Annotated in this window: 15 protein-coding genes and 1 pseudogene; 11 read left to right on the top strand and 5 right to left on the bottom strand. The window is 65.2% G+C overall.

Features of this window, described 5'->3' with window-relative positions; genetic code table 11:
* Positions 1-10: 10 nt before the first annotated feature.
* The 6 genes from GCN75_RS12470 to GCN75_RS12440 all read left to right on the top strand — a co-directional run bounded on the left by GCN75_RS12470 (position 11) and on the right by GCN75_RS12440 (position 8506).
* On the top strand, positions 11-2299 hold the full coding sequence (locus tag GCN75_RS12470) for a DUF3141 domain-containing protein (protein WP_152282808.1): 2289 nt from the start codon (positions 11-13) through the stop codon (positions 2297-2299).
* A 9-nt stretch (positions 2300-2308) separates the two neighbouring features.
* Positions 2309-3724: a bifunctional enoyl-CoA hydratase/phosphate acetyltransferase gene (locus GCN75_RS12465; protein WP_152282807.1), complete on the top strand. Its 1416-nt coding sequence runs from the start codon at positions 2309-2311 to the stop codon at positions 3722-3724.
* A complete protein-coding gene (locus tag GCN75_RS12460) occupies positions 3721-4938 on the top strand; it encodes an acetate/propionate family kinase (protein WP_152282806.1) in 1218 nt (405 codons plus the stop codon). Before GCN75_RS12465 ends, GCN75_RS12460 begins: the two co-directional genes overlap by 4 nt.
* A gap of 215 nt (positions 4939-5153) precedes the next feature.
* Positions 5154-5630 carry a hypothetical protein gene (locus GCN75_RS12455; RefSeq protein ID WP_152282805.1) on the top strand — a complete coding sequence of 159 codons (477 nt, stop codon included), beginning with the start codon at positions 5154-5156 and terminating at the stop codon, positions 5628-5630.
* A gap of 165 nt (positions 5631-5795) precedes the next feature.
* Complete coding sequence (locus GCN75_RS12445) at positions 5796-8132, top strand: M43 family zinc metalloprotease (protein ID WP_226941342.1); 2337 nt, start codon at positions 5796-5798, stop codon at positions 8130-8132.
* A 26-nt stretch (positions 8133-8158) separates the two neighbouring features.
* Entirely contained in the window at positions 8159-8506 is a 348-nt protein-coding gene (locus tag GCN75_RS12440) for a hypothetical protein (protein ID WP_152282802.1), read from the top strand.
* Here GCN75_RS12440 and GCN75_RS12435 read toward each other — a convergent pair.
* From GCN75_RS12435 to GCN75_RS12415, 5 genes are all read right to left on the bottom strand, one after another.
* Entirely contained in the window at positions 8503-8730 is a 228-nt protein-coding gene (locus tag GCN75_RS12435; RefSeq protein WP_193317482.1) for a helix-turn-helix domain-containing protein, read from the bottom strand. The genes GCN75_RS12440 and GCN75_RS12435 overlap by 4 nt on opposite strands.
* A 288-nt stretch (positions 8731-9018) precedes the next feature.
* On the bottom strand, positions 9019-11373 hold the full coding sequence (gene parC / locus GCN75_RS12430) for a DNA topoisomerase IV subunit A (protein WP_152282800.1): 2355 nt from the start codon (positions 11371-11373) through the stop codon (positions 9019-9021).
* Positions 11374-11421: 48 nt separating this feature from the next.
* Entirely contained in the window at positions 11422-13272 is a 1851-nt protein-coding gene (locus GCN75_RS12425; RefSeq protein ID WP_152282799.1) for a J domain-containing protein, read from the bottom strand.
* Between the two features lie 12 nt (positions 13273-13284).
* Entirely contained in the window at positions 13285-14994 is a 1710-nt protein-coding gene (locus tag GCN75_RS12420) for a molecular chaperone HscC (protein WP_152282798.1), read from the bottom strand.
* Positions 14994-16991, bottom strand: a complete 1998-nt coding sequence (locus GCN75_RS12415) for a DNA topoisomerase IV subunit B (RefSeq protein ID WP_152282797.1) — start codon at positions 16989-16991, stop codon at positions 14994-14996. The genes GCN75_RS12420 and GCN75_RS12415 overlap by 1 nt, the downstream gene beginning before the upstream one ends.
* 462 nt (positions 16992-17453) lie before the next feature.
* On the opposite strand from GCN75_RS12415, the gene kdpF reads away from it, so the two are divergent.
* The 5 genes and pseudogenes from kdpF to GCN75_RS12390 all read left to right on the top strand — a co-directional run.
* Complete coding sequence (kdpF, locus tag GCN75_RS12410; protein ID WP_152255096.1) at positions 17454-17543, top strand: K(+)-transporting ATPase subunit F; 90 nt, start codon at positions 17454-17456, stop codon at positions 17541-17543.
* Complete coding sequence (gene kdpA, locus GCN75_RS12405) at positions 17543-19348, top strand: potassium-transporting ATPase subunit KdpA (protein WP_152282796.1); 1806 nt, start codon at positions 17543-17545, stop codon at positions 19346-19348. The genes kdpF and kdpA overlap by 1 nt, the downstream gene beginning before the upstream one ends.
* Positions 19349-19357: 9 nt before the next feature.
* Positions 19358-21436 carry a potassium-transporting ATPase subunit KdpB gene (gene kdpB, locus GCN75_RS12400; RefSeq protein WP_152282795.1) on the top strand — a complete coding sequence of 693 codons (2079 nt, stop codon included), beginning with the start codon at positions 19358-19360 and terminating at the stop codon, positions 21434-21436.
* Between the two features lie 10 nt (positions 21437-21446).
* Positions 21447-22022 carry a potassium-transporting ATPase subunit KdpC gene (gene kdpC, locus GCN75_RS12395; protein ID WP_152282794.1) on the top strand — a complete coding sequence of 192 codons (576 nt, stop codon included), beginning with the start codon at positions 21447-21449 and terminating at the stop codon, positions 22020-22022.
* 57 nt (positions 22023-22079) lie between these two features.
* Positions 22080-23266: pseudogene (locus tag GCN75_RS12390) on the top strand (two-component system sensor histidine kinase KdbD); the annotation flags it as partial.

Below are 23266 nucleotides of genomic sequence, written 5' to 3'. Positions count from 1 at the left end.
AAGGATAGCCATGAAGATCGAATCTGCTCCATTTTTTTCCACCGGCGGCTTGCCGTCCCTGGGCATGCTGGGCGACTATGCACGCGACTCGTGGCAGCGCATCGTGCTGTATGCGGACGTGATGCGCCGGCGCGGCAACCAGTACCAGGAGCACCTGGCCGAGGTAGTGCCGAACGTGCTGGATTTTCCCGCCGAACTGGTGATGTCCGGCCTGGAGCTGGCGCGCCCCGTCAACTACGGCCTGGCGCGCATCCTGACGCCCGATGCGCCGCAGCCCGATCCATCGAAACGCCCCTTCGTCGTCGTCGATCCGCGCGCCGGCCATGGTCCCGGCATCGGCGGCTTCAAGGCGGAAAGCGAGATTGGCGTGGCCCTGCGCGCTGGCCATCCATGCTACTTCATCGGCTTCCTGCCCGATCCCGTGCCGGGACAGACGGTGGAAGACGTGATGCACGCCGAGGCGGCCTTCCTGGAGAAAGTCATCGCCCTGCATCCGCTCAGCGAGGGCAAACCCGTCGTCATCGGCAATTGCCAGGCGGGCTGGCAGATCCTCATGACGGCCGCCATGCGTCCGGAACTGTTCGGCCCCATCATCGTGGCCGGCGCGCCCGTGTCGTACTGGGCCGGCTGGCATGGCCGCAACCCCATGCGCTACGCGGGCGGGCTGATGGGCGGCAGCTGGGCCACGGCGCTGGCGGGCGACCTGGGCAACGGGCGCTTCGACGGCGCCAGCCTGGTGCAGAATTTCGAGAAGCTGAACCCGGCCAACACCCTGTGGACCAAGCAGTACAACCTGTACGCGAACATCGACACGGAAGCGCCGCGCTACCTGGAATTTGAAAAATACTGGGGCGGCCACGTGTTCCTCAACGACGTCGAGATGCAGTACATCGTCGACAATCTGTTCATCGGCAACCGCCTGGCCACGGCCGAACTGATCACCTCCGACGGCGTGCGCCTGGACTTGCGCAATATCCGTTCGCCCATCGTCGTGTTCTGCTCGAACGGCGACAACATCACGCCGCCGCCGCAGGCGCTGGGCTGGATCACGGACCTGTACCGCGACGACAACGATGTGCTGATGCACGACCAGACCATTGTCTACGCCGTGCATGACAGCATCGGCCACCTGGGCATCTTCGTCTCGGCCAAGGTGGGGCACAAGGAACACCAGAAATTCGCCAGCAATATCGACCTGATCAATCTGCTGCCGGCCGGCATCTACGAAGCGCGGATCGTCGACAAGACGCCCGACACGCCGAACGCCGACCTGGCCAGCGGCGACTACGTGCTGCAGGTCGAGCACCGCGGCATCGAGGACGTGCGCGCCATCGTGCAGCCTGGCGTGGAAAACGACCGCAAGTTCGCCGCCGCCGCGCGCGTGTCCGAAGTGAACCTGGCGCTGTACCGCACGTTCGCGCAGCCGTGGGTGCGCGCCATGGTCACGCCGCAGTCGGCGCGTTTCCTGCAGCTGTCGCATCCGCTGCGCGTATCGTACGAGCGCTGGACCGACCACAATCCCCTGGCCAAGCTGGTGGCCAGGGAGGCGGAAAAAGTGCGCGCTCACCGCCAGCCGGTGGCGCCCGACAATCCGCTGCTGGCCATGCAGGAAGCCATCTCCGGCGCCATCACGGCCGGCTTGAACAGCTGGCGCGACTGGCGTGATACGGTGCAGGAAACCACCTTCGACCTGGTGTACGGCTCGCCCCTGGTGCAGGCGCTGACGGGACAAGCCATCGGCGACACTACGCCGCCGCGCCCCCATCCCGGCATCTCGCCCGAGCATTGCGAATACGTGCGCTGCGAAACGCGCAAGATGGACGAGGACATGCAGCGCGGCGGCCTGGTGGAAGCGGCTGTGCGCGCGCTGTTCTACATCTACCGCTTCCGCATGATCGCCGACGAGCGCCGCGTCAACCTGGCCTTGAAACTGATCAAGCCGCAGTACACGCAGGATTTCAGCATGGAGGAATTCCGCGGCATCGTGCGCCAGCAGGCGCGCTTGATGCTGCATGATTTCGATGCCGCCATCGCTGCCTTGCCGACCTTGCTGTCGCGTGCGGAACCGGATGCCATCGGCGCGCTGGGCGAATGGCTGCAGCAGGTGCTGCAAGTGCCCGAAGCGCCGACGCCGGACGAGGAAGCGAGCCTGCAGCAGATGCTGGAGGTATTCGACCGGGCCATCCAGGCGCAAGCCAGGGCGCTGCCGCCGGCCGCGCGCGCATCCCAGCCGGCATCGCAGCCTGCTTCCCGGACCAAGGCCAAGGCCAAATCCGCCAAAAACATTACCCCTGCCTAGAAGACCACGATGACTACCAACCAAGACGATGATTTGCATATCGTGCGTAACCGCACCTTCGACCAGATCGCCATCGGCGACAGCGCCAGCATCACGCGCACCCTGAGCATGGACGATATCGCCCTGTTCGCGGTGATGTCGGGCGACGACAACCCGCAGCACCTGGACGCCGAATTTGCCGCCTCCAGCCGCTACCAGGGCGTCATCGCCCACGGCATGTGGGGCGCGGCCCTCATTTCCGCCGTGCTGGGCACGCGCCTGCCCGGCGCCGGCACCGTCTACACGGGCCAGACCCTGCGCTTCCTGCAGCCCGTGCGCGTGGGCGACACCCTGGCCATCAGCGTCACCGTCACGGCCCTCGATCCGCGCAGCCGCCACGTGACCCTGGCGTGCCGCTGCGTCAACCAGCATGGCGCCGTGGTGCTCGACGGCGAGGCGCAGGTGATCGCGCCCGCCGAACAGATCGAACGCCAGCGCGCCACCCTGCCCGAAGTGCGTCTGCACAACGGCGACGGCACGCGGCGCCTGCTGGAACATGCGCGTACCCTGGGCCCTATCAAGGTGGCCGTGATCCATCCTTGCGATGAACTGAGCCTGTCGGGCGCGCTCGACGCGCATGCGGCCGGCCTGATCACGCCCGTGCTGGTGGCGCCGCGCGCGCGCCTGGAAGCGGTGGCGCTGGAAGCTGGCCTGAGCCTGGCCGGCATCGCCATCGAGGACGTCGAGCATAGCCATGCGGCCGCCGCGCGCGGCGCCGAACTGGCGGGCAAGGGCGAAGTGGAGGCGCTGATGAAGGGCAGCCTGCACACGGATGAACTGATGTCGGCCGTGCTGGCCGCCAGCGCCGGCCTGCGCACCAAGCGCCGCATCAGCCACTGCTTCCTGATGCAGACGCCCGCGTATCCGCGTCCTTTCATCATCACCGACGCCGCCATCAATATCGCGCCCAACCTGGCCATGAAGGCCGACATCGTGCGCAACGCCATCGACCTGGCGCACGTGATCGGCGTGGCCCAGCCGCGCGTGGCCATCCTGGCCGCCGTGGAAACGGTGAACGCGGACATGCCGGCCACGCTCGATGCCGCCGCCCTGTGCAAGATGGCCGACCGCGGCCAGATCACGGGCGCCATCCTCGACGGCCCGCTGGCTTTCGACAACGCCGTCTCGATCGCTGCCGCTACCGTCAAGGGCATCGTCTCGGAGGTGGCGGGCCGCGCCGATATCCTGTTGGTGCCCGACCTGGAAAGCGGCAACATGCTGGCCAAGCAGCTCGAATACATGGGCGACGCGGACAGCGCCGGCATCGTGCTGGGCGCGAAGATCCCCGTCATCCTGACCAGCCGCGCCGACTCGCGCGCCAGCCGCATCGCCTCGTGCGCCATCGCCGTGATGCTGGCCAACCATTACCGGAGCACGCCGCCATGAACGCACCCGTGACATATGCAGACGGCACCCTGATCCTGGTGCTCAATTGCGGCTCGTCGAGCATCAAGTTCGCCCTGTTCGAACAGGCGGACGGCGTGCTGCCGCAGCAGGCGCAATGGAGCGGCAAGGTCGAAGGCATCGGCCGCGAACATGCCACCTACCGGGCCGGCGGCCTGCCTGCCGTCCCGCTGCAGCTGGATCCGGCGCAGCCGCACCACGCGGCCCTCGAATACATCCGCGCGCAAGTCGTGGCGCAGCTGGCCGGGCGCCCGTTGCGCGCCGTGGCGCACCGCGTGGTGCACGGTGGCAGCAAGTATTTCGCCCCCGTGCGCATCGATTTTGCCGTGCTGGCGGACCTGAAAAGCTTCGTCCCGCTGGCGCCCCTGCACCAGCCGTTCGCCCTGGAGGCGATCGAGGTGCTGCTCGAATCGCGCCCCGATATCGCCCAGGTGGCGTGCTTCGACACGGCGTTCCACCACACGGTGCCGCAGGTCGAGCAGATGCTGGCCCTGCCGTACGATGCGTGGGAGCGGGGCTTGCGCCGCTACGGTTTCCACGGCCTGTCGTACGAATACCAGTCGCTGGTGCTGGAGCAGCGTTTCGGCTCCGTCGCGCGCGGCAAGGTCATCGTGGCCCACCTGGGCAGCGGCGCCAGCCTGTGCGCGATGGACAATCTGCACAGCGTGGCCACCACCATGGGCTTTTCCGCGCTCGACGGCCTGATGATGGGCACGCGCTGCGGTTCGCTGGACCCGGGCGCCGTCATCTACCTGATGGAAATCGAAAAACTGTCGCTGGAAAAAGTGGCGCACGTGCTGTACCACGAATCGGGCTTGCTGGGCGTGTCCGGCGTGTCGGCCGACCCGCCCGTGCTGCTGGCGCAGCAGGGCCGGCAGGATGCCACGGGCGAGCGCATCCGCGCCGCGCTGGCCCTGTACATCCGCCGCATCGTGCGCGAGATCGGCGCCCTGACGGCCGTGCTGGGCGGGCTGGACATGCTGGTGTTTACGGCCGGTATCGGCGAGCACAGCGCGGAGCTGCGCCAGCGCATCTGCGCCGAGCTGGGCTTCATCGGTCCCGTGCTCGACAGCGAAGCGAACGCGCGCAACGCCAGCCGTATTTCCACCGATGCCAGCCGCATCGTGGTGGGCGTGGAACCGGCCAACGAGGAATGGGTGGCGGCCCGCCACGCGGCATTGGCCGTGTGCGCATGAGGTCCTGAACGCCGGCAGCGTGCTCAATGGAAAATTTGCCGAATTGCACATATTTTCCGTTGAGTGCGCTAACGCACTGTGTGGTTGCTGCTTTGTCTTTACTATGAAGTCATGCCATCGAGCTGCTGTCAACCACAGCCCGATGCCTGGCAAATTTGGAACATTTTGCCCGCCTTTAGTAAAAATAACTCGAATCCATATTGAAAGGTCTCATCATGAACAAATTACTCGCCGCTCTGATCGCCACCCTGTTTGCTACCGCTGCCTTCGCTCAAACCGCACCCGCAACGGAAGCGGTCGTGAAAGCCCAGGCTTCCGCACAAAAAGATGTCAACAAGGCTGCCGCTTCGGAAGCCAAGGTCGATGCCAAGGCTGACGCCAATGTCGCCAAGGCAGAAATGAAGGCCGACGAAAAGAAAGCCGACGCCCATCACAAGGCCAATAAAACCAAGGCCAAGGCCCACGACAAAGTCGCCAACGCCGATGCGGAAGACAAGCTGAAAGCGGAAGCCAAGGCAGACAAAACCGATGCCAAGGCCGATGCGAAAGCCACCAAGGCTGCCGTGAAAGCGAACGCCAAGGTCGCCAAGGAAAAAGTGGAAGCGAATGCCGACAAGGCCCTCGCCGCCACCAAGACGGAAGAAGCGAAGGCCAAGGCCGACGCTGAAGTCAAGGCTGCCGCCGCCAAGTAATTCCCCGTTTGCAGGCCACGGCCTGCAGGCCCCAAAAGACAGCTTCGGCTGTCTTTTTTTACGTCCGCGGCTTTTCGCTGCCGCCGCTTGCCAGCCTTGATCTGGCGCAAATGCTCCGCTTTTCGTCATGCCATAGTGAGCTGGCAAATAGACGAAGGAGACATCATGAGCACCGCTAAAACGAAAAAAGCACCGGCTACCGGTTCGGCCGAAGGCATGTCCGCCATGTCTTCCATGCAGGCGATGCCGGTCGAGGGCGATATCCACGCCAGCGTTGCCGCCGGGAGCAGCGACGCCATGCCGGGGCCGCGCCTGGGCGTGTCATACGCGGACCAGCAGGCCGCCACGCATGCCGCAGCCGCAGCCGGAAGCATGCCTGGTGGTGGCATGCAGCAGGCATCGCAGGGCATGGCCGGCGCCAGTTGCATGCACGTGGGCGATGGCGGCGGCATGGGCGGCGGCCGCGATGATGGCGATGATGGCGGTGGCGGCATGGGCGGCGGCGGAGGGGGGCAGGGCGGCGGCACGCCGCAGGTGCGCACCTGCGCCACGATGGATGTGCACCGCCGCCTGCTGACGGAAGATCAGTCCTATGCGGGCGTACGCGCCGATATCGAAAACCTGGCCGGGCTCTATGGGGGCGGCGGCAGCGTCGCCGGACGTTCCGGCGTGACGCAGATACCGGTGGTGGTGCACGTGGTGTGGAACACGGCCGCGCAAAATATTTCGGATGCGCAGATCGCCAGCCAGATCGACGTATTGAACCGCGATTTCCGGCGCGTCAACCCGGATGTGAACGGCACGCCGGCGCCGTTCCTGCCGCTGACGGCCGATGCGCGCGTGGAGTTCGCGCTGGCCACGACCGATCCCCATGGCGCGGCGACCAGCGGCATCGAGCGGCGCCAGACTACGGTGGCATCCTTCGGCGCGGACGATGCCGTCAAGTCGCAGGCGACGGGCGGCATGGATGCCTGGCCGGCCGACAGCTATCTGAATATCTGGGCGTGCCAGCTGGGCGGCGGCTTGCTGGGCTACGCGCAGTTTCCCGGTGGTCCGGCCGCCACCGACGGGGTGGTGATCCTGCAATCGGCCTTCGGCACGACCGGCACGGCGGCGCCGCCGTTCCACCTGGGCCGCACGGCCACGCATGAAATCGGCCACTGGCTGAACCTGAACCATATCTGGGGAGACGACGGCACGGGCTGCTCGGGCACGGACAATGTGGCCGACACGCCGAACCAGGGCGGGCCGAACACGGGCCAGCCGTCGTTCCCGCATATTTCCTGCAGCAATGGACCGAATGGCGACATGTTCATGAACTACATGGATTATGTCGACGATCCCGCCATGTTCATGTTCACGGCGGGCCAGGTGGCGCGCATGCAGGCTTGCCTCGACGGACCGCGCGCCAGCATCGGCACCGGGACGGGCGGGACTGGCGGCACGGGCGCCACGCCGCGCCAGAGTTCCTCGCCCGTCGTGGCCTGGGGCGCGAACCGCCTCGACGTCTTCGTGCTGGGCACGGACCGCGCGCTCTACCACAAGGCCTGGAATGGCACGGCCTGGGCACCCTCCGCCACCGCTTACGAAGGGCAGGGCGGCATCGGCACCAGTGCGCCGCAGGCGGTTTCGTGGGCGCCGAACCGGCTGGACGTGTTTGTCACGGGCACCGACAGCGGCCTGTTCCACAAGTGGTGGAATGGCACGGCCTGGGGGCCGTCCCTGACCGGCTATGAGGCGCTGGGCGGCTTGTGTGTGGGAGATCCGCGCGCCGTGGCCTGGGGGCCGAACCGCCTCGACGTGTTTGTCGTCGGCACGGACCGCGGGCTGTACCACAAATGGTGGAACGGCAGCGCCTGGGGGCCGTCGCTGACGGGGTATGAAGCCATGGGCGGCATTTGCCTGGGCCAGCCGGAAGCCGTGGCGTGGGGAGCGAACCGCCTTGACGTGTTCGTCATCGGCACGGACCATGCCCTGTACCACAAGTGGTGGGACGGCACGGCCTGGGGGCCGTCGCTGACGGGCTACGAGCGCCTGGGCGGCATCTGCACTTCGTCGCCCAAGGCAGTGGCGTGGGGGCCGAACCGCCTCGACGTATTCGTCACGGGCACCGATGGCGCCCTGTACCACAAGTGGTGGGACGGCGCGAAATGGGGGCCGTCGAACGATGGCTTCGAGCGCCTGGGCGGCATCTGCGTGGGCGAGGTGGAAGCCGTGTCGTGGGCGCCCAACCGGCTCGACCTGTTCGTCATCGGCACGGACAGCGCGCTGTACCACAAGGCGTGGAACGGCAGCGCCTGGAGTCCGTCGCTGACGGGATTTGAGAACCTGGGCGGCATCAGCACCTCGCGTCCGCGCGCCACGGCGTGGGCGCCGAACCGCCTCGACGTGTTTGTCACGGGAACGAATGGCGCCCTGTTCCACAAGGCGTGGAACGGCACGGCCTGGTCGCCCTCCGTGAGCGGCTATGAAAGCCTGGGCGGCGTGGTATCGTGTTTCTGACGTTCATGTTTTAAACGGGAGGCAGCATGCACGGCATGACGATGGTTTTGCCCAGCGGTAGCTGGACGCATTCCTTCGAGGAAGATGCGGACGGTATCGAGGTGTACCGGCCCACGGCCACGTTTCCCTTTCCGCCCAGCCGCAAGGGGCGCAAGGTGCTGGAGTTCGGAGGCGGAACCGGGAGCCTGGCAGGCGGGGAGGCGAGCATGACCAGCATGGCGCCCGGCCCCGATGACCGGCCCCGCGCCGGCCCCGTTGCCCGGCTGCGTCCGCTGGGCATGGGCCGCTATGCCGTTGATGCCGCCGCCGGAGAGCAAGGTGTGATCGACATCGTCGAAGCGACGCCCGACGTGCTGCGCCTGTCGCGGCGCTAAGGCTCGCCGGGTTCGCCGCGCAGCTTGTATGCGAGCGCCGTGCGGTTGCCCACGCCGAGTTTCTGGTAAATCGCATGCAGCTGGTTGCGGACGGTGGCCGGCGACTTGCCCAGTTCCCTGGCGATGCTTTTGTACGGCAAGCCTTCGGCCGCCATGGCCGCGACCAGTCGCTCGGCCGGGGTCAAGCTGGCGCATGGCAGCGTGCCTGAAATATTGTTGCTCATCCCTGTACTCCTGTGGTGGGGCGGCATGCCGATGGCATGCCTGCAGGGATAACGGAGGCGGACGGGGAATATGCAAAATTATTGCAGGACCGGTGACGCTTGCTGGAGCCGGAGCCGGAGCCGGAGCCGGAGCCGGAGCAGGAAGCGGGGACCGTAGCACGAGCCGAGGCAGGGACCGTGGAAGGGACCGTGGCAGGTGCCAGGGCAGGCGAAAAAAAAGACAGGCGGACCTGTCTTTTTCTGCACTGCGCACGGCCTCGCGGCCGTACCTGTCAGCCTGTCAGCCTGTCAGCCGATCGCCGCCATCGAGACCGGTTTCAGCTTGGCCGCCAATGCCTTGCCCTTCTTCGCGCGCTTGCCGAAGTGGTCGGTCAGAGCCGTGGCGCCCAGCGACGCATCCTGTGGCTTCGATCCCCGGCCGATGCCCGAGACCACCACGCCGCGCTGGGTGATCGGCTGCACGGCCAGCAGCTTGTCCTTGGCGTCCAGGTCGATCAGCTTGACGCCGGTGCCGCCCTTGGACAGGGTTTTCATTTCATCGAGGCCGAACACCAGCAGGCGCGCGCCTTCCGTCAGGCAGGCCAGGGCGCTGGCTGCTTCTGGGATGACCTTCGGCGCCAGAGGCACGTCGCCGTCATCGAGAGTGATGAAGGCCTTGCCGCCCTTCAGGCGGCTCGTCATGTCGCCCGCCTTGGCGATGAAGCCGTAGCCGGCGCTCGTCGCCAGCAGCAGGCTGGTGGCGCCATTGCCCGCAAAGTAATGGAGGATGCGCACGGCGTTGCCGGGCGTGCCGCCGCTCAGGTCGCACAAGGTCGTGATCGGCACGCCGTCGCCGCGCGCGTTGGGCAGCGCCGAGACGGGAACCGAGTAAATCTTGCCGTTGTTGCCAAAACCCAGCAAAGTGTCCACCGTGCGGCACTCGAAGGCGCCATGCAGGCTGTCTCCGGCCTTGAAGGTGAACTGCGCCGCATCGTGGCCGATGCCGGTGCGCGCGCGCACCCAGCCTTTTTCCGAAATGATGACGGTGACCGGTTCATCGACCACTTTCTGTTCGGCCACGGCTTTCTGCGCTTCCTCGATCAGGGTGCGGCGCGCGTCGCCAAACTGTTTGGCGTCCGCTTCGATTTCGCGGATGATGGCGCGCTTCATCGAGCCCGGGTTGTCGAGCAGGTCTTGCAGCGACTTTTCTTCCTTGCGCAGCTCGGCCAGTTCCTGCTGGATCTTGATCGTTTCCAGGCGCGCCAGCTGGCGCAAGCGGATTTCCAGGATGTCGTCGGCCTGGCGTTCGGACAGCTTGAACGCTTCGATCAAGGCCGCTTTCGGTTCATCCGAATTGCGGATGATCTGGATCACCTTGTCGATATTGAGCAGGATCGCTTCGCGCCCTTCCAGGATATGGATGCGGTCCTTGACCTTGCCCAGTTTGTAGCCGGTGCGGCGCGTGACAGTCTCGAAGCGGAAGTCGATCCACTCGCGCAGGATGTCGCCCAGGCCTTTCTGGCGCGGACGGCCATCGCCGCCTATCATCACCAGGTTGATCGAGGTCGACGATTCCAGCGACGTATGCGCCAGCAGCATCAGCATGAATTCCGTCTGGTCCTGGTTCTTCGATTTCGGTTCGAACACCAGGCGCACGGGTGCGGCGCGGCCCGATTCGTCGCGGATGGTGTCGAGCGAATTGAGGATCAGCGCCTTCAGGGCCACCTGGTCCGGCGACAGCGCCTTCTTGCCCAGCTTGATCTTCGGATTGGTCAGTTCCTCGATTTCTTCCAGCACCTTTTGCGACGAGGTGCCGGGCGGCAGTTCCGTCACGACGGCTTGCCACTGGCCGCGCGCCAGCTCTTCGATCTTCCAGCGCGCGCGCACCTTCATGCTGCCACGGCCGCTCGCATACATGTCCTGGATCTGCGAGGGCGGCGTGATGATCTGGCCGCCGCCGGGGAAGTCGGGGCCGGGCATGATGGCCATCAGTTCGGCGTGCGTGATCTTCGGATCGCGGATCATGGCCACCGCTGCCTTGGCCACTTCCGCCAGGTTGTGCGACGGGATTTCTGTGGCCAGGCCCACGGCGATGCCGGATGCGCCGTTCAGCAGCACCATCGGCAGGCGGGCCGGCAGCAGCTTCGGTTCTTCCGTCGAACCGTCGTAGTTGGGCTGGAAGTCCACCGTGCCCATGCCGATTTCATCCATCAGCAGCTTGGCGATCGGCGTCAGGCGCGCTTCCGTGTAGCGCATGGCCGCGGCGCCATCGCCGTCGCGCGAGCCGAAGTTGCCCTGGCCATCGATCAGCGGGTAGCGCAGGGAGAAATCCTGCGCCATGCGCACCAGCGCGTCGTACACGGACTGGTCGCCGTGCGGGTGCAATTTACCCAGCACGTCGCCGACCACGGCCGCCGATTTGCGCGGCTTCGCCGTGGAGTTCAAGCCCAGCTCGTTCATCGCATACAGGATGCGGCGTTGCACGGGCTTCTGGCCATCGCACACGTCGGGCAGGGCGCGGCCCTTGACCACGGAGATGGCGTAGTCGAGATAGGCGCGCTCGGCGAAGGTGGACAGGGTCAGCGCTTCGCCGTCGAATACCGGTTCATCCGGCTCGATCGGCTCAGGCTGGGCATCGTCAAATAAATTGGTTTGTGTGGACATGGCGCTTGTTTCGGTATTAAGTGGTTGCGGTTGAATTCGTGGAGCTGATTATGACAGCCCGGATTTGGAAAAGGACTTGCCGTACGTCAGATACATGTAGCGCAAGGTGAGATACAGCACGGCCACGGCCAGTTCGACGCTGTTATGCATCATCGGCATGGCGCGGACGGACGGCGCCTGGGCGGCCAGCAGAAAACTGCCGATCGATGGCGCCAGCACCAGCGGCCACATCGTCTTCCAGCGGAAATCGCTGGGAGAAAACAGCAAGCCCGCACACGACCAGACATATAATGCGGCGCCGACGAGGGCGGCCGGCAGCTGCTGCACATGCAATTGCAGCAGTAGGCCCGCGCAGCCGATCAGCCATGCTGCGCGCAGGCGCGGCAAGAGCGCCTCGGGGAAGCGGCAATCGCCATACAGGCCCGTCGCGCTGCGCAGGGCCAGCGCGGCCAGGCAAAACATCAATGGCATGGCTTCGCCGATGGCCAGCGCCGCCGGACCTTTGCCGCTCATGAACATGCCGACGAACAGCGACAGGCCCAGGGACAGGAGCAGCAGCATGCCATGCAGCAGTTGGCGGTTCATCGCATAGGCAAGCAAGGCCGACGCGCACAAGCCGGCCGAGGCGACAAGGCGCATCGTGTCGCTGCGTTCGGGCAGGAAGAGCAGCAGTGCCAGCAGTACATAGGGCACGATCCAGCCCAGTTGCCGCAAGCCTGGTCGCGCCCACAGCACGGGCAGGCGCTCCTGCAGCCGTTCCTGCAACGCGTCCAGGCGCGTGAACAGCGGCGCCGGCCAGCGCAAGGCATGCACGGCCAGCAGGGCAAAGGCCAGCACCTGGAAACCCAGCTGGCTGGCATAGGCGCCGATGTCGCCCAGCTTGAAACCGCCCGCATCGAGCACGCCGGCCAGCATGAAGTGCAGCACGAAACCCAGGCCGCCCGAGGCCAGCGCCGTCTGCTTGAAGTAGCGCTTGGAGAATACCGCCTGCTCCCATCGCTCGAACAAGTCCATATCGAGCTTGTAGGCCAGCATTTCGGCATGCTGCCAGCGTATCGTCTGCAGCAGCTCGCGCAGCTGCTGATTGAATTTTTGGTCGAACAGCTGGCGCGCATAGGCCGATGGCGCTTGCTGCGACATGATGCAGTCCAGGCCCGGATAGCTGTCGCGGTTGTCGCTGAAATGGGCGAACGAGCGGTCCGCCCGGTAACGCTGCACGGCAGCGCGTACCAGGTCGCCATGGCTGCGGCCCAGGTAGGCAAAATCGTGTTCCCAGCCCAGCTGCTCGAACAGGGCCTGGCGCAGCGGCAGGTCGTAGCCGGCGCTGGCGCAATAGCGCAGCGCACACAGGTCGAATTCCTCGCGCACGTCAAGGTTGAGCAGCTCCTCGCGCTCCAGGAAGCCGGGCAGCAGAGCCGCTCCGTTGCGGTGCCGCGTCTGCTCCAGGAATGCCTGCCACAGGCTGGCCGCTTCCTGGACCGGGTCGATGGCGACCACGCCCCATTGTTCCGGCGGTGGCGCCAGTGCTGGCGCGGGTTCTGCTATCACGCCCCACAGTTCTGCGCCCGTGTCTTGCGCGGCGTCGTCGACGATGCCCCACAGATCGGCCGGTTCCGCGGGCGCCGCTTCGGCCTGCTCGGTTTCGACGCGCGCCGTTTCGGCCGTCGCTTCAGGCGCCGCCACGGGCGCCGTGTGCCCTTGCTCCTGCAGGTCGGCGGCAAACAGGTGCGCGTGGCGCAGCGCATATTCATACGCGTCGCGCAGCTCCTGGAAGGCGGCAGGATCGTCTTCGGGACGCGTCACCTTCAGGCGTTTCGCATACGCGCGCTTGAGGGCGCGCTCGTCGCCGGTCGGCTCCGTGTCCAGGATATCCCACAGGCTGCGCTGCCCGTTGTGCATGCCGCCGTCCATCTACAAAAAGCTCTCGCTCTCGACCTGGCGCAGCACGTCATCCAGTGCCTGGCGCGCCTTGCGGATGGTGCTCGGGTCCTGCGTCTCCAGCGCCGCCTGGAAATTGGCCGTATGCGCGGCCAAGTACTGGCGCACGTCGCCCAGCGACTGTTCGTACAGGCGGTCGGCGCGCGTGACCAGGGTGCGGTTTTCCAGCTGCTCGCGCGGGTGGATCTTCAGGTCGGCCAGTTCAAGAAAACGCTGCTCGATCTGTTCCGGCGTCATCACGCCCGCGTTGTCGCTGATGACCATCTTGTGCTTTTCCTGCGTGGCCAGCACCGTCACTTCCGCTTCCAGCACGCCGCTGATGTCGTAGGTGAAGCGCACGTCGATGCCGATCTCGCCCGCCTTTTTCGCGGGAATCGGGAAGCTGATCTTGCCGAGGAAGACGTTGTCGGCCACCAGGCGCGACTCGCCCTGGAAGATCGCCACGTTGATTTCCTTCTGGTTGTCGTAGATTGTGGTGATGTTTTCCGTGCGCGAGACGGGCACCACGGAATTGCGTTCGATGATGGGCAGGTAATGCCCGCCTTCGTACTGGTTCGCGCCGACCTGGCGCGAAATCGAAATGCCCAGCGAATACGGCGCCACGTCCGTCATGACCACTTCATCGAGAGCGGCGTCGCGCATCTTCAGGCCCGCCTGCACGGCGGCGCCCAGCGCCACGGCTTCGTCCGGGTCCAGGTGGATGGCGGGGAAGCGGCCGAACATGCGCGACACCAGCTTGCGTACCAGCGGCATGCGCGTGGCGCCGCCGGCCAGCACCACTTCATTCAATTCCGCGGCGCGGATGGTGGCGTCGCGCAGCGCCCGTTCCACGGGCAGGCGCAGGCGCGCCAGCAGCGGTTCGCACAGTTGCGCCAGTTTGTCCTCGTTGATCTCCCAGCTGTATTCCTTGTCCTGGTAGCGCGTGGCCATGCGCACGGACGGCTGTTCCGACAGCAGGCGCTTGACGCGCTCCGCTTCATCGCGCAGCAGCTGCTGCTGGCGCGGGTCGAGCAGGCGGCTGCCGACGGCGTCGCGCAGGCCGCTGCCTTCCAAAAAGGCGTCGACCAGCACGGTGACGAAGTCTTCGCCCCCTAAAAAATTGTCGCCGGCCGAGGCGCGCACTTCCATCACGCCTTCGAACAGTTCCAGGATCGACACGTCGAAGGTGCCGCCGCCCAGGTCGAAGACGAGGAATTTGCTTTCCTGTTCCTTGTCGCGGATGCCGTAGGCCAGCGCGGCGGCCGTCGGTTCATTCAGCAGGCGCTCCACGCGCAAGCCCGCCAGCTGGCCGGCGATGCGCGTGGCCTTGCGCTGCGCATCGCTGAAATACGCGGGCACGGTGATGATGGCTTCCTCGACCTTGTGGCCCAGGAAGGCTTCCGCATCTTCCTTCAGCGCGCGCAGCACCATCGACGACAGCTCTTCCGGACGGAATTGCTGCGTGCCGAGGGTGATCTTCTTTTCGCTGCCCATGTAGCGCTTGAAGACGGCCGCCGTCAGCTGCGGGTGCGTCTGCAGGCGCTCGCGCGCGGCGCGGCCCACCAGCACGGTGCCGTCGTCGTCGATGCTCACGCACGACGGCGTCAGGTGTTCGCCCAGCGCATTCGGGATGATGGAAGCCTTGCCGTCGCGCCAGATGGCGACCAGGCTGTTGGTGGTGCCCAGGTCGATGCCGATGATCATCAGATATCCGCCTCCGCCTCATTGCCGTGTTCCTCGATCCAGGCACGGCGTCCGGCCGCTTCGCCCTTGCCCATCAGCATATTGAAGCGGGCGGCGGACGTCATGTGGTCGATTTCACCGAGCGTGACGGGCAGCAGGCGGCGCGTGTCCGGGTTCATCGTCGTTTCCCACAGCTGCTCCGCGTTCATCTCGCCCAGGCCCTTGAAGCGCGAGATCGACCAGGCGCCCTGTTTCACGCCTTCCTTGCGCAGCTTGTCCTCGATGGCCAGCAGTTCGCCGTCGTCGAGCGCGTAGATCTTCTGCATCGGCTTCTTGCCGCGCGCCGGCGCGTCCACGCGGTACAGGGGCGGACGGGCGATGCAGATGTGGCCCTTGTTGATCAGCGCGGGGAAGTGCTTGAAGAACAGGGTCAGCAGCAATACCTGGATGTGCGAGCCGTCCACGTCCGCATCGGACAGGATGCAGATCTTGCCGTAGCGCAGGCCGGACAGGTCGGGCGTGTCGCCGATGCTGTGCGGGTCGACGCCGATGGCGACGGCAATATCGTGGATCTCGTTATTGGCGAACAGGCGGTCGCGGTCCGTTTCCCACGAGTTCAGGACCTTGCCGCGCAGGGGCAGGATCGCCTGGAATTCCTTGTCGCGGCCCATCTTGGCCGAGCCACCCGCCGAGTCGCCCTCGACGAGGAACAGTTCATTGCGCGCGATGTCCGACGATTCGCAGTCCGTCAGCTTGCCGGGCAGGACGGCTACGCCCGAGGATTTTTTCTTTTCCACTTTCTGCAGCGAGCGCTGGCGCGATTGCGCCTGCTTGATCACCAGTTCGGCCAGCTTCTTGCCATAGTCGACGTGCTGGTTCAGCCACAGTTCCAGCGGCGGCTTGGCGAAGGTCGAGACCAGGCGCACGGCGTCGCGCGAATTGAGGCGTTCCTTGATCTGGCCCTGGAATTGCGGGTCCAGCACTTTCGCCGACAGCACGAACGAAGCGCGCGCGAACACGTCTTCGGGCAGCAGTTTCACGCCCTTGGGCAGCAGCGAGTGCATTTCGACGAAGTTTTTCACGGCGCCGAACAGGCCGTCGCGCAAGCCCGATTCGTGCGTGCCGCCATTCGAGGTGGGAATCAGGTTGACATACGATTCGCGCACGATGGCGCCTTCTTCCGTCCATGCCACGACCCAGGCGGCGCCTTCGCCTTCGGCAAAGCCTTCCGAGTCCGGGCCCGCATATTGCGCGCCTTCGAACAGGGGAATCAGGGTTTCGCCATTCGAGACCTGCGCCAGCGATTCGGTCAGGTAGCCGCGCAAGCCTTCCGCGTACAGCCAGGTCTGCGTATCGCCCGTCTTCGCGTTGGTGAGCGTGACGGTGACGCCGGGCAGCAGCACGGCCTTCGAGCGCAGCAGGCGCTGCAGCTCGGTTTGCGAGATGTTCGGCGAGTCAAAATATTTCGCGTCGGGCCAGGCCGTCACGCGCGTGCCGGACTTCTTGCCGTCGCGCGGGGCGGGACGCGAATTCAGCGGTTCGATCACGTCGCCATTGGCAAACACCATGTGGTGCAGGCCGTTGCCGTCGCTTTCCTTGCGCCAGACGGTGATTTCCAGCCGCGTGGACAGCGCATTGGTGACGGACACGCCGACGCCGTGCAGGCCGCCCGAGAACGCGTAGGCGCCGCCCGAACCCTTGTCGAACTTGCCGCCCGCGTGCAGCCGTGTAAACACGATTTCCACCGTCGGCACGCCTTCTTCCGGGTGCAGGCCGACGGGAATGCCGCGGCCATTGTCTTCCACGGTGATGCTGCCATCCGTGTTTTGCGTGACGGCGATATGCGTGCAATGACCGCCCAGCGCCTCGTCGGAGGCATTGTCGATCACTTCCTGAATGATGTGCAGCGGATTTTCAGTGCGGGTGTACATCCCCGGGCGCTGCTTGACGGGTTCCAGTCCTTTCAGGACACGGATGGATGATTCGCTGTAGTCGGATGCTGGTTTTTTAGTGGCCATACGTGTTCAAGCTAATAAAGACAGTGGTTGGAACGCCAGGCCAGGGCACTGCATGGCGCAATGACAGCGGCGGCGATAGCTGTATGAATATACAGTATATCTCGTCCAGCGTCACTGGGGGAGGGCAGTGCGGCAGGCATGGCGTCCTTGTGCGGACGCTCGCGCATTCTATCTTGTCCCGCGAGCAATAGCGCTACTCCAGGGCAACAACAGTGCGCTGCGCGCGTGGTTTGGCGCCAATTGTGATGGATTTTATGCGGTAAAGCCTCCGTTTTTACATCTTGTTTACAGCTGCCTCCCCAGTCTTTACGAATTTTTTAGACCCTTTTGGCTAATCTGCACACTATCAAAACAAACCTGAATGAGGGTGGGAATGGATATCGTGTATCTCGGCTTGATTGCCGTGTTTTTCGTCGTGGCCGCCGGCTTTGCCGTCGCCTGCGACAAATTAGGGAGCGTCAAATGAACGCGTTTTATGTGCTGGGCGCCGTCGTGTCGGCTGGCCTGTTCGTGTACCTGCTGGTGGCGCTGCTGAAGGCGGAGGAACTGTGATGACGACGCAATCGATATTGCTGCTGGTGGCTTTCCTGGCCGTGCTGCTGGCCGCCGGCTATCCGCTGGGCCTGTACATGGCCAAGGTGGCTGGCGATGGCCCCGTGCGCGGCCTGGGCTGGCTGCAGAAGCTGGAAAACCTGCTGTACCGCTGGTCCGGCCTGCCTGCCGACAAGGCCATGGGCTGGAAAAGCTATGCCATCGCCCTGATCGTCTTCAATACCGTGGGCGCCGTCTTTGTATACGGCCTGCAGCGCCTGCAGGGCTTTTTTCCCTTGAATCCCCAGGGCCTGGGCGCCGTCAGCCCCGATTCCTCGTTCAATACCACCGTCAGCTTCGTCGCCAATACCAACTGGCAGGGCTACGGCGGCGAGCAGACCATGAGCTATCTGACCCAGATGCTGGGCCTGGCGTGCCAGAACTTCTTTTCGGCCGCTACCGGCATTGCCGTGATCTTCGCGCTGGTGCGCGGCTTCGCCTCGCGCTCGGGCAAATCGATCGGCAATTTCTGGGTCGACCTGGTGCGCTCCACCCTGTACATCCTGCTGCCGCTGTCGCTGGCCCTGTCCGTCGTCTTCATGGGCGAAGGCATGATCCAGAATTTTTCCGCCTACAAGGAAGTGACCCTGCTCGACCACGTGGCGTATGAAACGCCGAAAGTGACGGCCGATGGCCAGCCCGTGCTGGACGCTGCCGGCAAGCCCGTGATGGAAGCGCAAGTGGCGACGACGCAGACGATCGCCATGGGCCCCGTCGCGTCGCAGGAATCGATCAAGCTGCTGGGCACGAATGGCGGCGGCTTCTTCAATGCCAACTCTTCGCATCCGTACGAAAACCCCACCGTGCTGTCGAACTTCCTGCAGATGCTGGCCATCTTCATCATTCCCGCCGGCCTGTGCTTCACGTTTGGCCGCATGGTGGGCGACATGCGCCAGGGCTGGGCCGTGCTGGCCGCGATGACCCTGATCTTTGTCGTCATGACGGCCGGCGTGATGAGCGCCGAGCAGCAAGCCAATCCCGTCTTGCAAGCCCTGGGCGTGGACCAGCAGGCCAGCAGCCTGCAATCGGGCGGCAATATGGAAGGCAAGGAAACGCGCTTCGGCATCAGTTCCTCGACCCTGTTCGCGGCGGTGACGACGGCAGCCTCCTGCGGCGCCGTCAATTCCATGCACGACTCCTACATGCCCCTGGGCGGCATGGTGCCGCTGCTGCTGATGCAGTTCGGCGAAGTGATTTTCGGCGGCGTGGGCACGGGCCTGTACGGCATGCTGATGTTCGCCATCCTGGCCGTCTTCATCGCCGGCCTGATGATAGGCCGCACGCCTGAATACCTGGGCAAGAAAATCCAGGCCTATGAAATGAAGATGGTGTCGCTGGCCATCCTGGTCACGCCAGCCCTTGTATTGACGGGCACGGCGATTGCCGTGATGGTCGAACCGGGCACGGTGGGCGTGGCCAATCCGGGCGCGCACGGTTTCTCCGAAATCCTGTACGCCTTCACGTCTGCGGCCAACAACAACGGCAGCGCGTTTGCCGGCCTGTCCGCCAACACGCCGTTCTATAACGTGATGCTGGCGATCGCCATGTGGTTCGGCCGCTTCGGCGTGATCGTGCCCGTGCTGGCCGTGGCCGGTTCGCTGGCAGGCAAGCAGCGCCTGTCGGTCAATGCCGGCACCATGCCCACGCATGGCCCCATGTTCATCGGCCTGCTGATCGGCGTGGTGGTGCTGGTCGGCGTGCTCAATTACGTTCCCGCGCTGGCCCTGGGCCCGATCGTGGAACACCTGCAACTTTTCATAAAATAAGAGGCTACCATGTCACGCACAAGCCTGACCTTGTTCGATTCCGCACTGATTGGCCCCGCCATCGTCGATGCGTTCAAAAAACTCGACCCCCGCACGCAGTGGCGCAGCCCCGTGATGTTCGTCGTCTACGTGGGCAGCATCATCACCACCCTGCTGGCCATCCAGGCCCTGAATGGCCAAGGCGAGGCGCCGTTCGGCTTCATCGTCGCCGTCGCCGTCTGGCTGTGGTTTACCGTGATGTTCGCGAACTTCGCCGAAGCGCTGGCCGAAGGCCGCAGCAAGGCCCAGGCGGCCTCGCTGCGCGCCCTGAAGCAGACGGTGATGGCGAAAAAAATGCAGACGCCGAAGTACGGCACCTCCTGGCTGCCCACGCCGGCCACCGACCTGCGCAAGGGCATGACGGTGCTGGTCGAGGCGGGTGACGTGATTCCCGCCGACGGCGAAGTGACGGCCGGCGTGGCCTCCGTCGACGAGAGCGCCATCACGGGCGAATCGGCGCCCGTGATCCGCGAATCGGGCGGCGATTTTTCCGCCGTCACGGGCGGCACCCGCGTGCTGTCGGACTGGCTGCTGGTGCGCGTTTCCGTCAATCCCGGCGAAGCCTTCATCGACCGCATGATCGCCATGGTCGAAGGCGCCAAGCGCCAGAAGACGCCGAACGAGATCGCCCTGACGATCCTGCTCGTGGCCCTGTCCATCGTCTTCCTGATCGTCACCGTGACCCTGCTGCCGTACTCGCTGTTTTCCGTGGCGGCAGCCGGCAGCGGCACGCCCGTCACGATCACCGTGCTGATCGCGCTGCTCGTGTGCCTGATCCCGACCACCATCGGCGGCCTGCTGTCGGCCATCGGCGTGGCCGGCATGAGCCGCATGATGCAGGCCAATGTGATCGCCACGTCGGGCCGCGCCGTGGAAGCGGCGGGCGACGTGGACGTGCTGCTGCTCGATAAAACCGGCACCATCACCCTGGGCAACCGCCAGGCGTCGAGCTTTGTACCGGCGCCCGGCGTGACGGAGCAGCAACTGGCCGACGCGGCGCAACTGGCTTCCCTGGCCGATGAAACGCCGGAAGGGCGCAGCATCGTCGTGCTGGCCAAGCAGAAGTTCAATATCCGCGAACGCGAGATGGGCAACCTGCACGCCACCTTCGTACCGTTCACGGCGCAAACGCGCATGAGCGGCGTGGATATTCCGGGCGAACAGCAGGTGCGCCAGCTGCGCAAGGGCGCGGCCGACTCCATGAAAAAGTATGTGGAAGCGCTGGGCCAGCCGTATCCGGCCGAGGTAGCGCGCGCCGTCGACGATATCGCGCGCCGCGGCAGCACGCCGCTGGTGGTGGTCGACGACGGCCGCGTCATGGGCGTGGTGGAACTGAAGGATATCGTCAAGGGCGGCATCAAGGAGCGCTTTGCGGAATTGCGCCGTATGGGCATCAAGACGGTGATGATCACGGGCGACAACAAGCTGACGGCAGCTGCCATCGCCGCCGAAGCGGGCGTGGACGACTTCCTCGCCGAAGCGACGCCCGAAGACAAGCTCAAACTGATCCGCAGCTACCAGTCCGAAGGCCGCCTGGTGGCCATGACGGGCGACGGCACCAACGATGCGCCCGCGCTGGCCCAGGCCGACGTGGCCGTGGCCATGAATTCGGGCACGCAGGCGGCCAAGGAGGCGGGCAATATGGTGGACCTGGATTCGAATCCGACCAAGCTGCTGGAAATCGTCGAGATCGGCAAGCAGATGCTGATGACGCGCGGTTCGCTGACGACGTTCTCGATCTCGAACGACATCGCCAAGTACTTCGCCATCATCCCGGCCGCCTTCGTGGGCACGTATCCGCAGCTGAAGGCGCTCGACATCATGCACCTGGCCAGCCCCGCCTCGGCCATCATGTCGGCCGTGATGTTCAATGCCTTGATCATCGTCGTGCTGATTCCGCTGGCCCTGAAGGGCGTGCAATACCGCGCCATCGGCGCAGCCAGCCTGTTGCGCCGCAACCTGCTGATCTACGGCCTGGGCGGCATCATCCTGCCCTTCATCGGGATCAAGCTGATCGACATGCTGCTGTCCGCTCTCAATTTAGTCTAAAGGAACCATCATGAGCACTATCGTACGTCCCGCCCTGGTCCTGTTTGCCGCGCTGACCGTGATCTGCGGCGTCGTCTATCCGTTTGCCACGGCCGGCATCGGCCAGCTGGCTTTCAACGATGAAGTCAACGGCAGCATCGTCGAGCGCGGCGGCAAGCCAGTCGGCTCGAGCCTGATCGGTCAGTCCTTCACCTCGCCCCAGTACTTCTGGGGCCGGCCATCGGCCACCGCGCCGATGGCGAACAATGGCGCCGGTTCGGGCGGCTCCAACCAGGGACCGAGCAATCCGGCCCTGGTGGACGCCGTCAAGGCGCGCATCGCCGCCCTGCAGGCGGCCGATCCCGGCAACCGCAACCCGATCCCTGTCGACCTGGTGACGGCGTCGAGCAGCGGCCTGGATCCGGAAATCAGCCTGGCGGGCGCCCTGTATCAGGCGCCGCGCGTGGCCCGCGTGCGCGCCGTGCCGCTGGCGCAGGTGGAAAACGCCATCGCCAAGGTACAGAAAACCGCGTATATCGGCTTTTTCGGCGAACCGCGGGTCAATGTGCTGGAACTGAATCTGGCGCTCGATGCGGCCGCGAAGTAAGATGATGCAGGGGCGGAGCCGCCGGTTTTGCCCCTGGTTTTGATATTAAAGATGCCCATGCTCCCTAACGACAGCCAACGCCCCGACCCTGATGCCCTGCTGGCGCAAGTGCAGGCGCAGGAAAAGAAAGCCGCGCGCGGCCGGCTGCGCATTTACTTCGGCGCCTCGGCCGGCGTCGGCAAGACCTATGCGATGCTGGCCGCTGCTCGCAAATTGCTGGCCGATGGCCAGGATTTGCTGGTGGGCGTGGTGGAGACGCATGGGCGCCAGGATACGGCGGCCCAGCTTGACGGCTTGCCCGTGCTGCCGCTCAAGGCGATTGAATACCGGGGCAAGACCCTGTTCGAGTTCGACCTGGACGAAGCGCTGCGGCGCGCGCCGCCGCTGATACTGATGGATGAACTGGCGCACTCGAACGTGGCCGGTTCGCGCCATCCGAAGCGCTGGCAGGATGTCGAGGAATTGCTGGCGGCCGGCATCGACGTGCTGTCGACCGTGAATGTGCAGCACCTGGAAAGCCTCAATGACGTGGTGGGCGGGATCACGGGCGTGCGCGTGGCTGAAACCTTGCCTGACACGGTGTTCGACCGCGCCGATGAAGTGGTGCTGGTCGATATTCCCGCCGATGAATTACTGCGCCGCCTGAAGCAGGGCAAGGTGTACCAGCCACAGCAGGCCGAACGGGCGTCGCAGCATTTTTTCCGCAAGGGTAATTTGATCGCCCTGCGCGAACTGGCCTTGCGCCGCACGGCCGACCGGGTGCAGGACGACGTGCAGGCTTACCGCGTCGAAAAATCCATCAATCCTGTGTGGAAGACGGGGGTCGCGCTGCTCGCCTGCGTGGGACCGCACGCGGGAGGCGAACACGTGATCCGCAGTACGGCGCGCCTGGCCAGCCAGCTGAACGCGGAATGGCATGCGCTGTACGTGGAAACGCCGCGCCTGCAGCGCCTGCCGGCGCGCGAGCGCGAACGCATCCTGAAAACCCTGAAGCTGGCACAGGACCTGGGCGCGCGCACGGCCATAGTGCCGTCGGCCGACATTGCCGGCGCCGTGGTCGAGTATGCGCGCAGCGCGAATATCTCGAAAGTCATCGTGGGCCGTGGCCGCGCCGGCGCGCTGGCGCGCCTGTGGCATACGCCGCCGGCCGCGCGCATGGCCAGCCTAGCGCCCGATATCGACCTGATCGAAGTGGGCTTGCCGGCCGCCGATGCGGCGCCCCGCCGCGCGGCGGGCGACGAGGC

It is taken from the genome of Janthinobacterium violaceinigrum (assembly GCF_009208555.1).
In the GTDB taxonomy this organism is placed as follows: Bacteria; Pseudomonadota; Gammaproteobacteria; order Burkholderiales; family Burkholderiaceae_D; genus Janthinobacterium; species Janthinobacterium violaceinigrum.
Note: the sequence above shows the minus strand (reverse complement) of the source record. Positions and strands in the feature narration are given on the sequence as shown.

Coding starts and splice junctions, on each gene's coding strand:
- GCN75_RS12470 (WP_152282808.1), top strand. CDS start 11: ATGAAGATCGAATCTGCTCCATTTTTTTCCACCGGCGGCTTGCCGTCC.
- GCN75_RS12465 (WP_152282807.1), top strand. CDS start 2,309: ATGACTACCAACCAAGACGATGATTTGCATATCGTGCGTAACCGCACC.
- GCN75_RS12460 (WP_152282806.1), top strand. CDS start 3,721: ATGAACGCACCCGTGACATATGCAGACGGCACCCTGATCCTGGTGCTC.
- GCN75_RS12455 (WP_152282805.1), top strand. CDS start 5,154: ATGAACAAATTACTCGCCGCTCTGATCGCCACCCTGTTTGCTACCGCT.
- GCN75_RS12445 (WP_226941342.1), top strand. CDS start 5,796: ATGAGCACCGCTAAAACGAAAAAAGCACCGGCTACCGGTTCGGCCGAA.
- GCN75_RS12440 (WP_152282802.1), top strand. CDS start 8,159: ATGCACGGCATGACGATGGTTTTGCCCAGCGGTAGCTGGACGCATTCC.
- GCN75_RS12435 (WP_193317482.1), bottom strand. CDS start 8,730: ATGAGCAACAATATTTCAGGCACGCTGCCATGCGCCAGCTTGACCCCG.
- parC (WP_152282800.1), bottom strand. CDS start 11,373: ATGTCCACACAAACCAATTTATTTGACGATGCCCAGCCTGAGCCGATC.
- GCN75_RS12425 (WP_152282799.1), bottom strand. CDS start 13,272: ATGCACAACGGGCAGCGCAGCCTGTGGGATATCCTGGACACGGAGCCG.
- GCN75_RS12420 (WP_152282798.1), bottom strand. CDS start 14,994: ATGATCATCGGCATCGACCTGGGCACCACCAACAGCCTGGTCGCCATC.
- GCN75_RS12415 (WP_152282797.1), bottom strand. CDS start 16,991: ATGGCCACTAAAAAACCAGCATCCGACTACAGCGAATCATCCATCCGT.
- kdpF (WP_152255096.1), top strand. CDS start 17,454: ATGAACGCGTTTTATGTGCTGGGCGCCGTCGTGTCGGCTGGCCTGTTC.
- kdpA (WP_152282796.1), top strand. CDS start 17,543: ATGACGACGCAATCGATATTGCTGCTGGTGGCTTTCCTGGCCGTGCTG.
- kdpB (WP_152282795.1), top strand. CDS start 19,358: ATGTCACGCACAAGCCTGACCTTGTTCGATTCCGCACTGATTGGCCCC.
- kdpC (WP_152282794.1), top strand. CDS start 21,447: ATGAGCACTATCGTACGTCCCGCCCTGGTCCTGTTTGCCGCGCTGACC.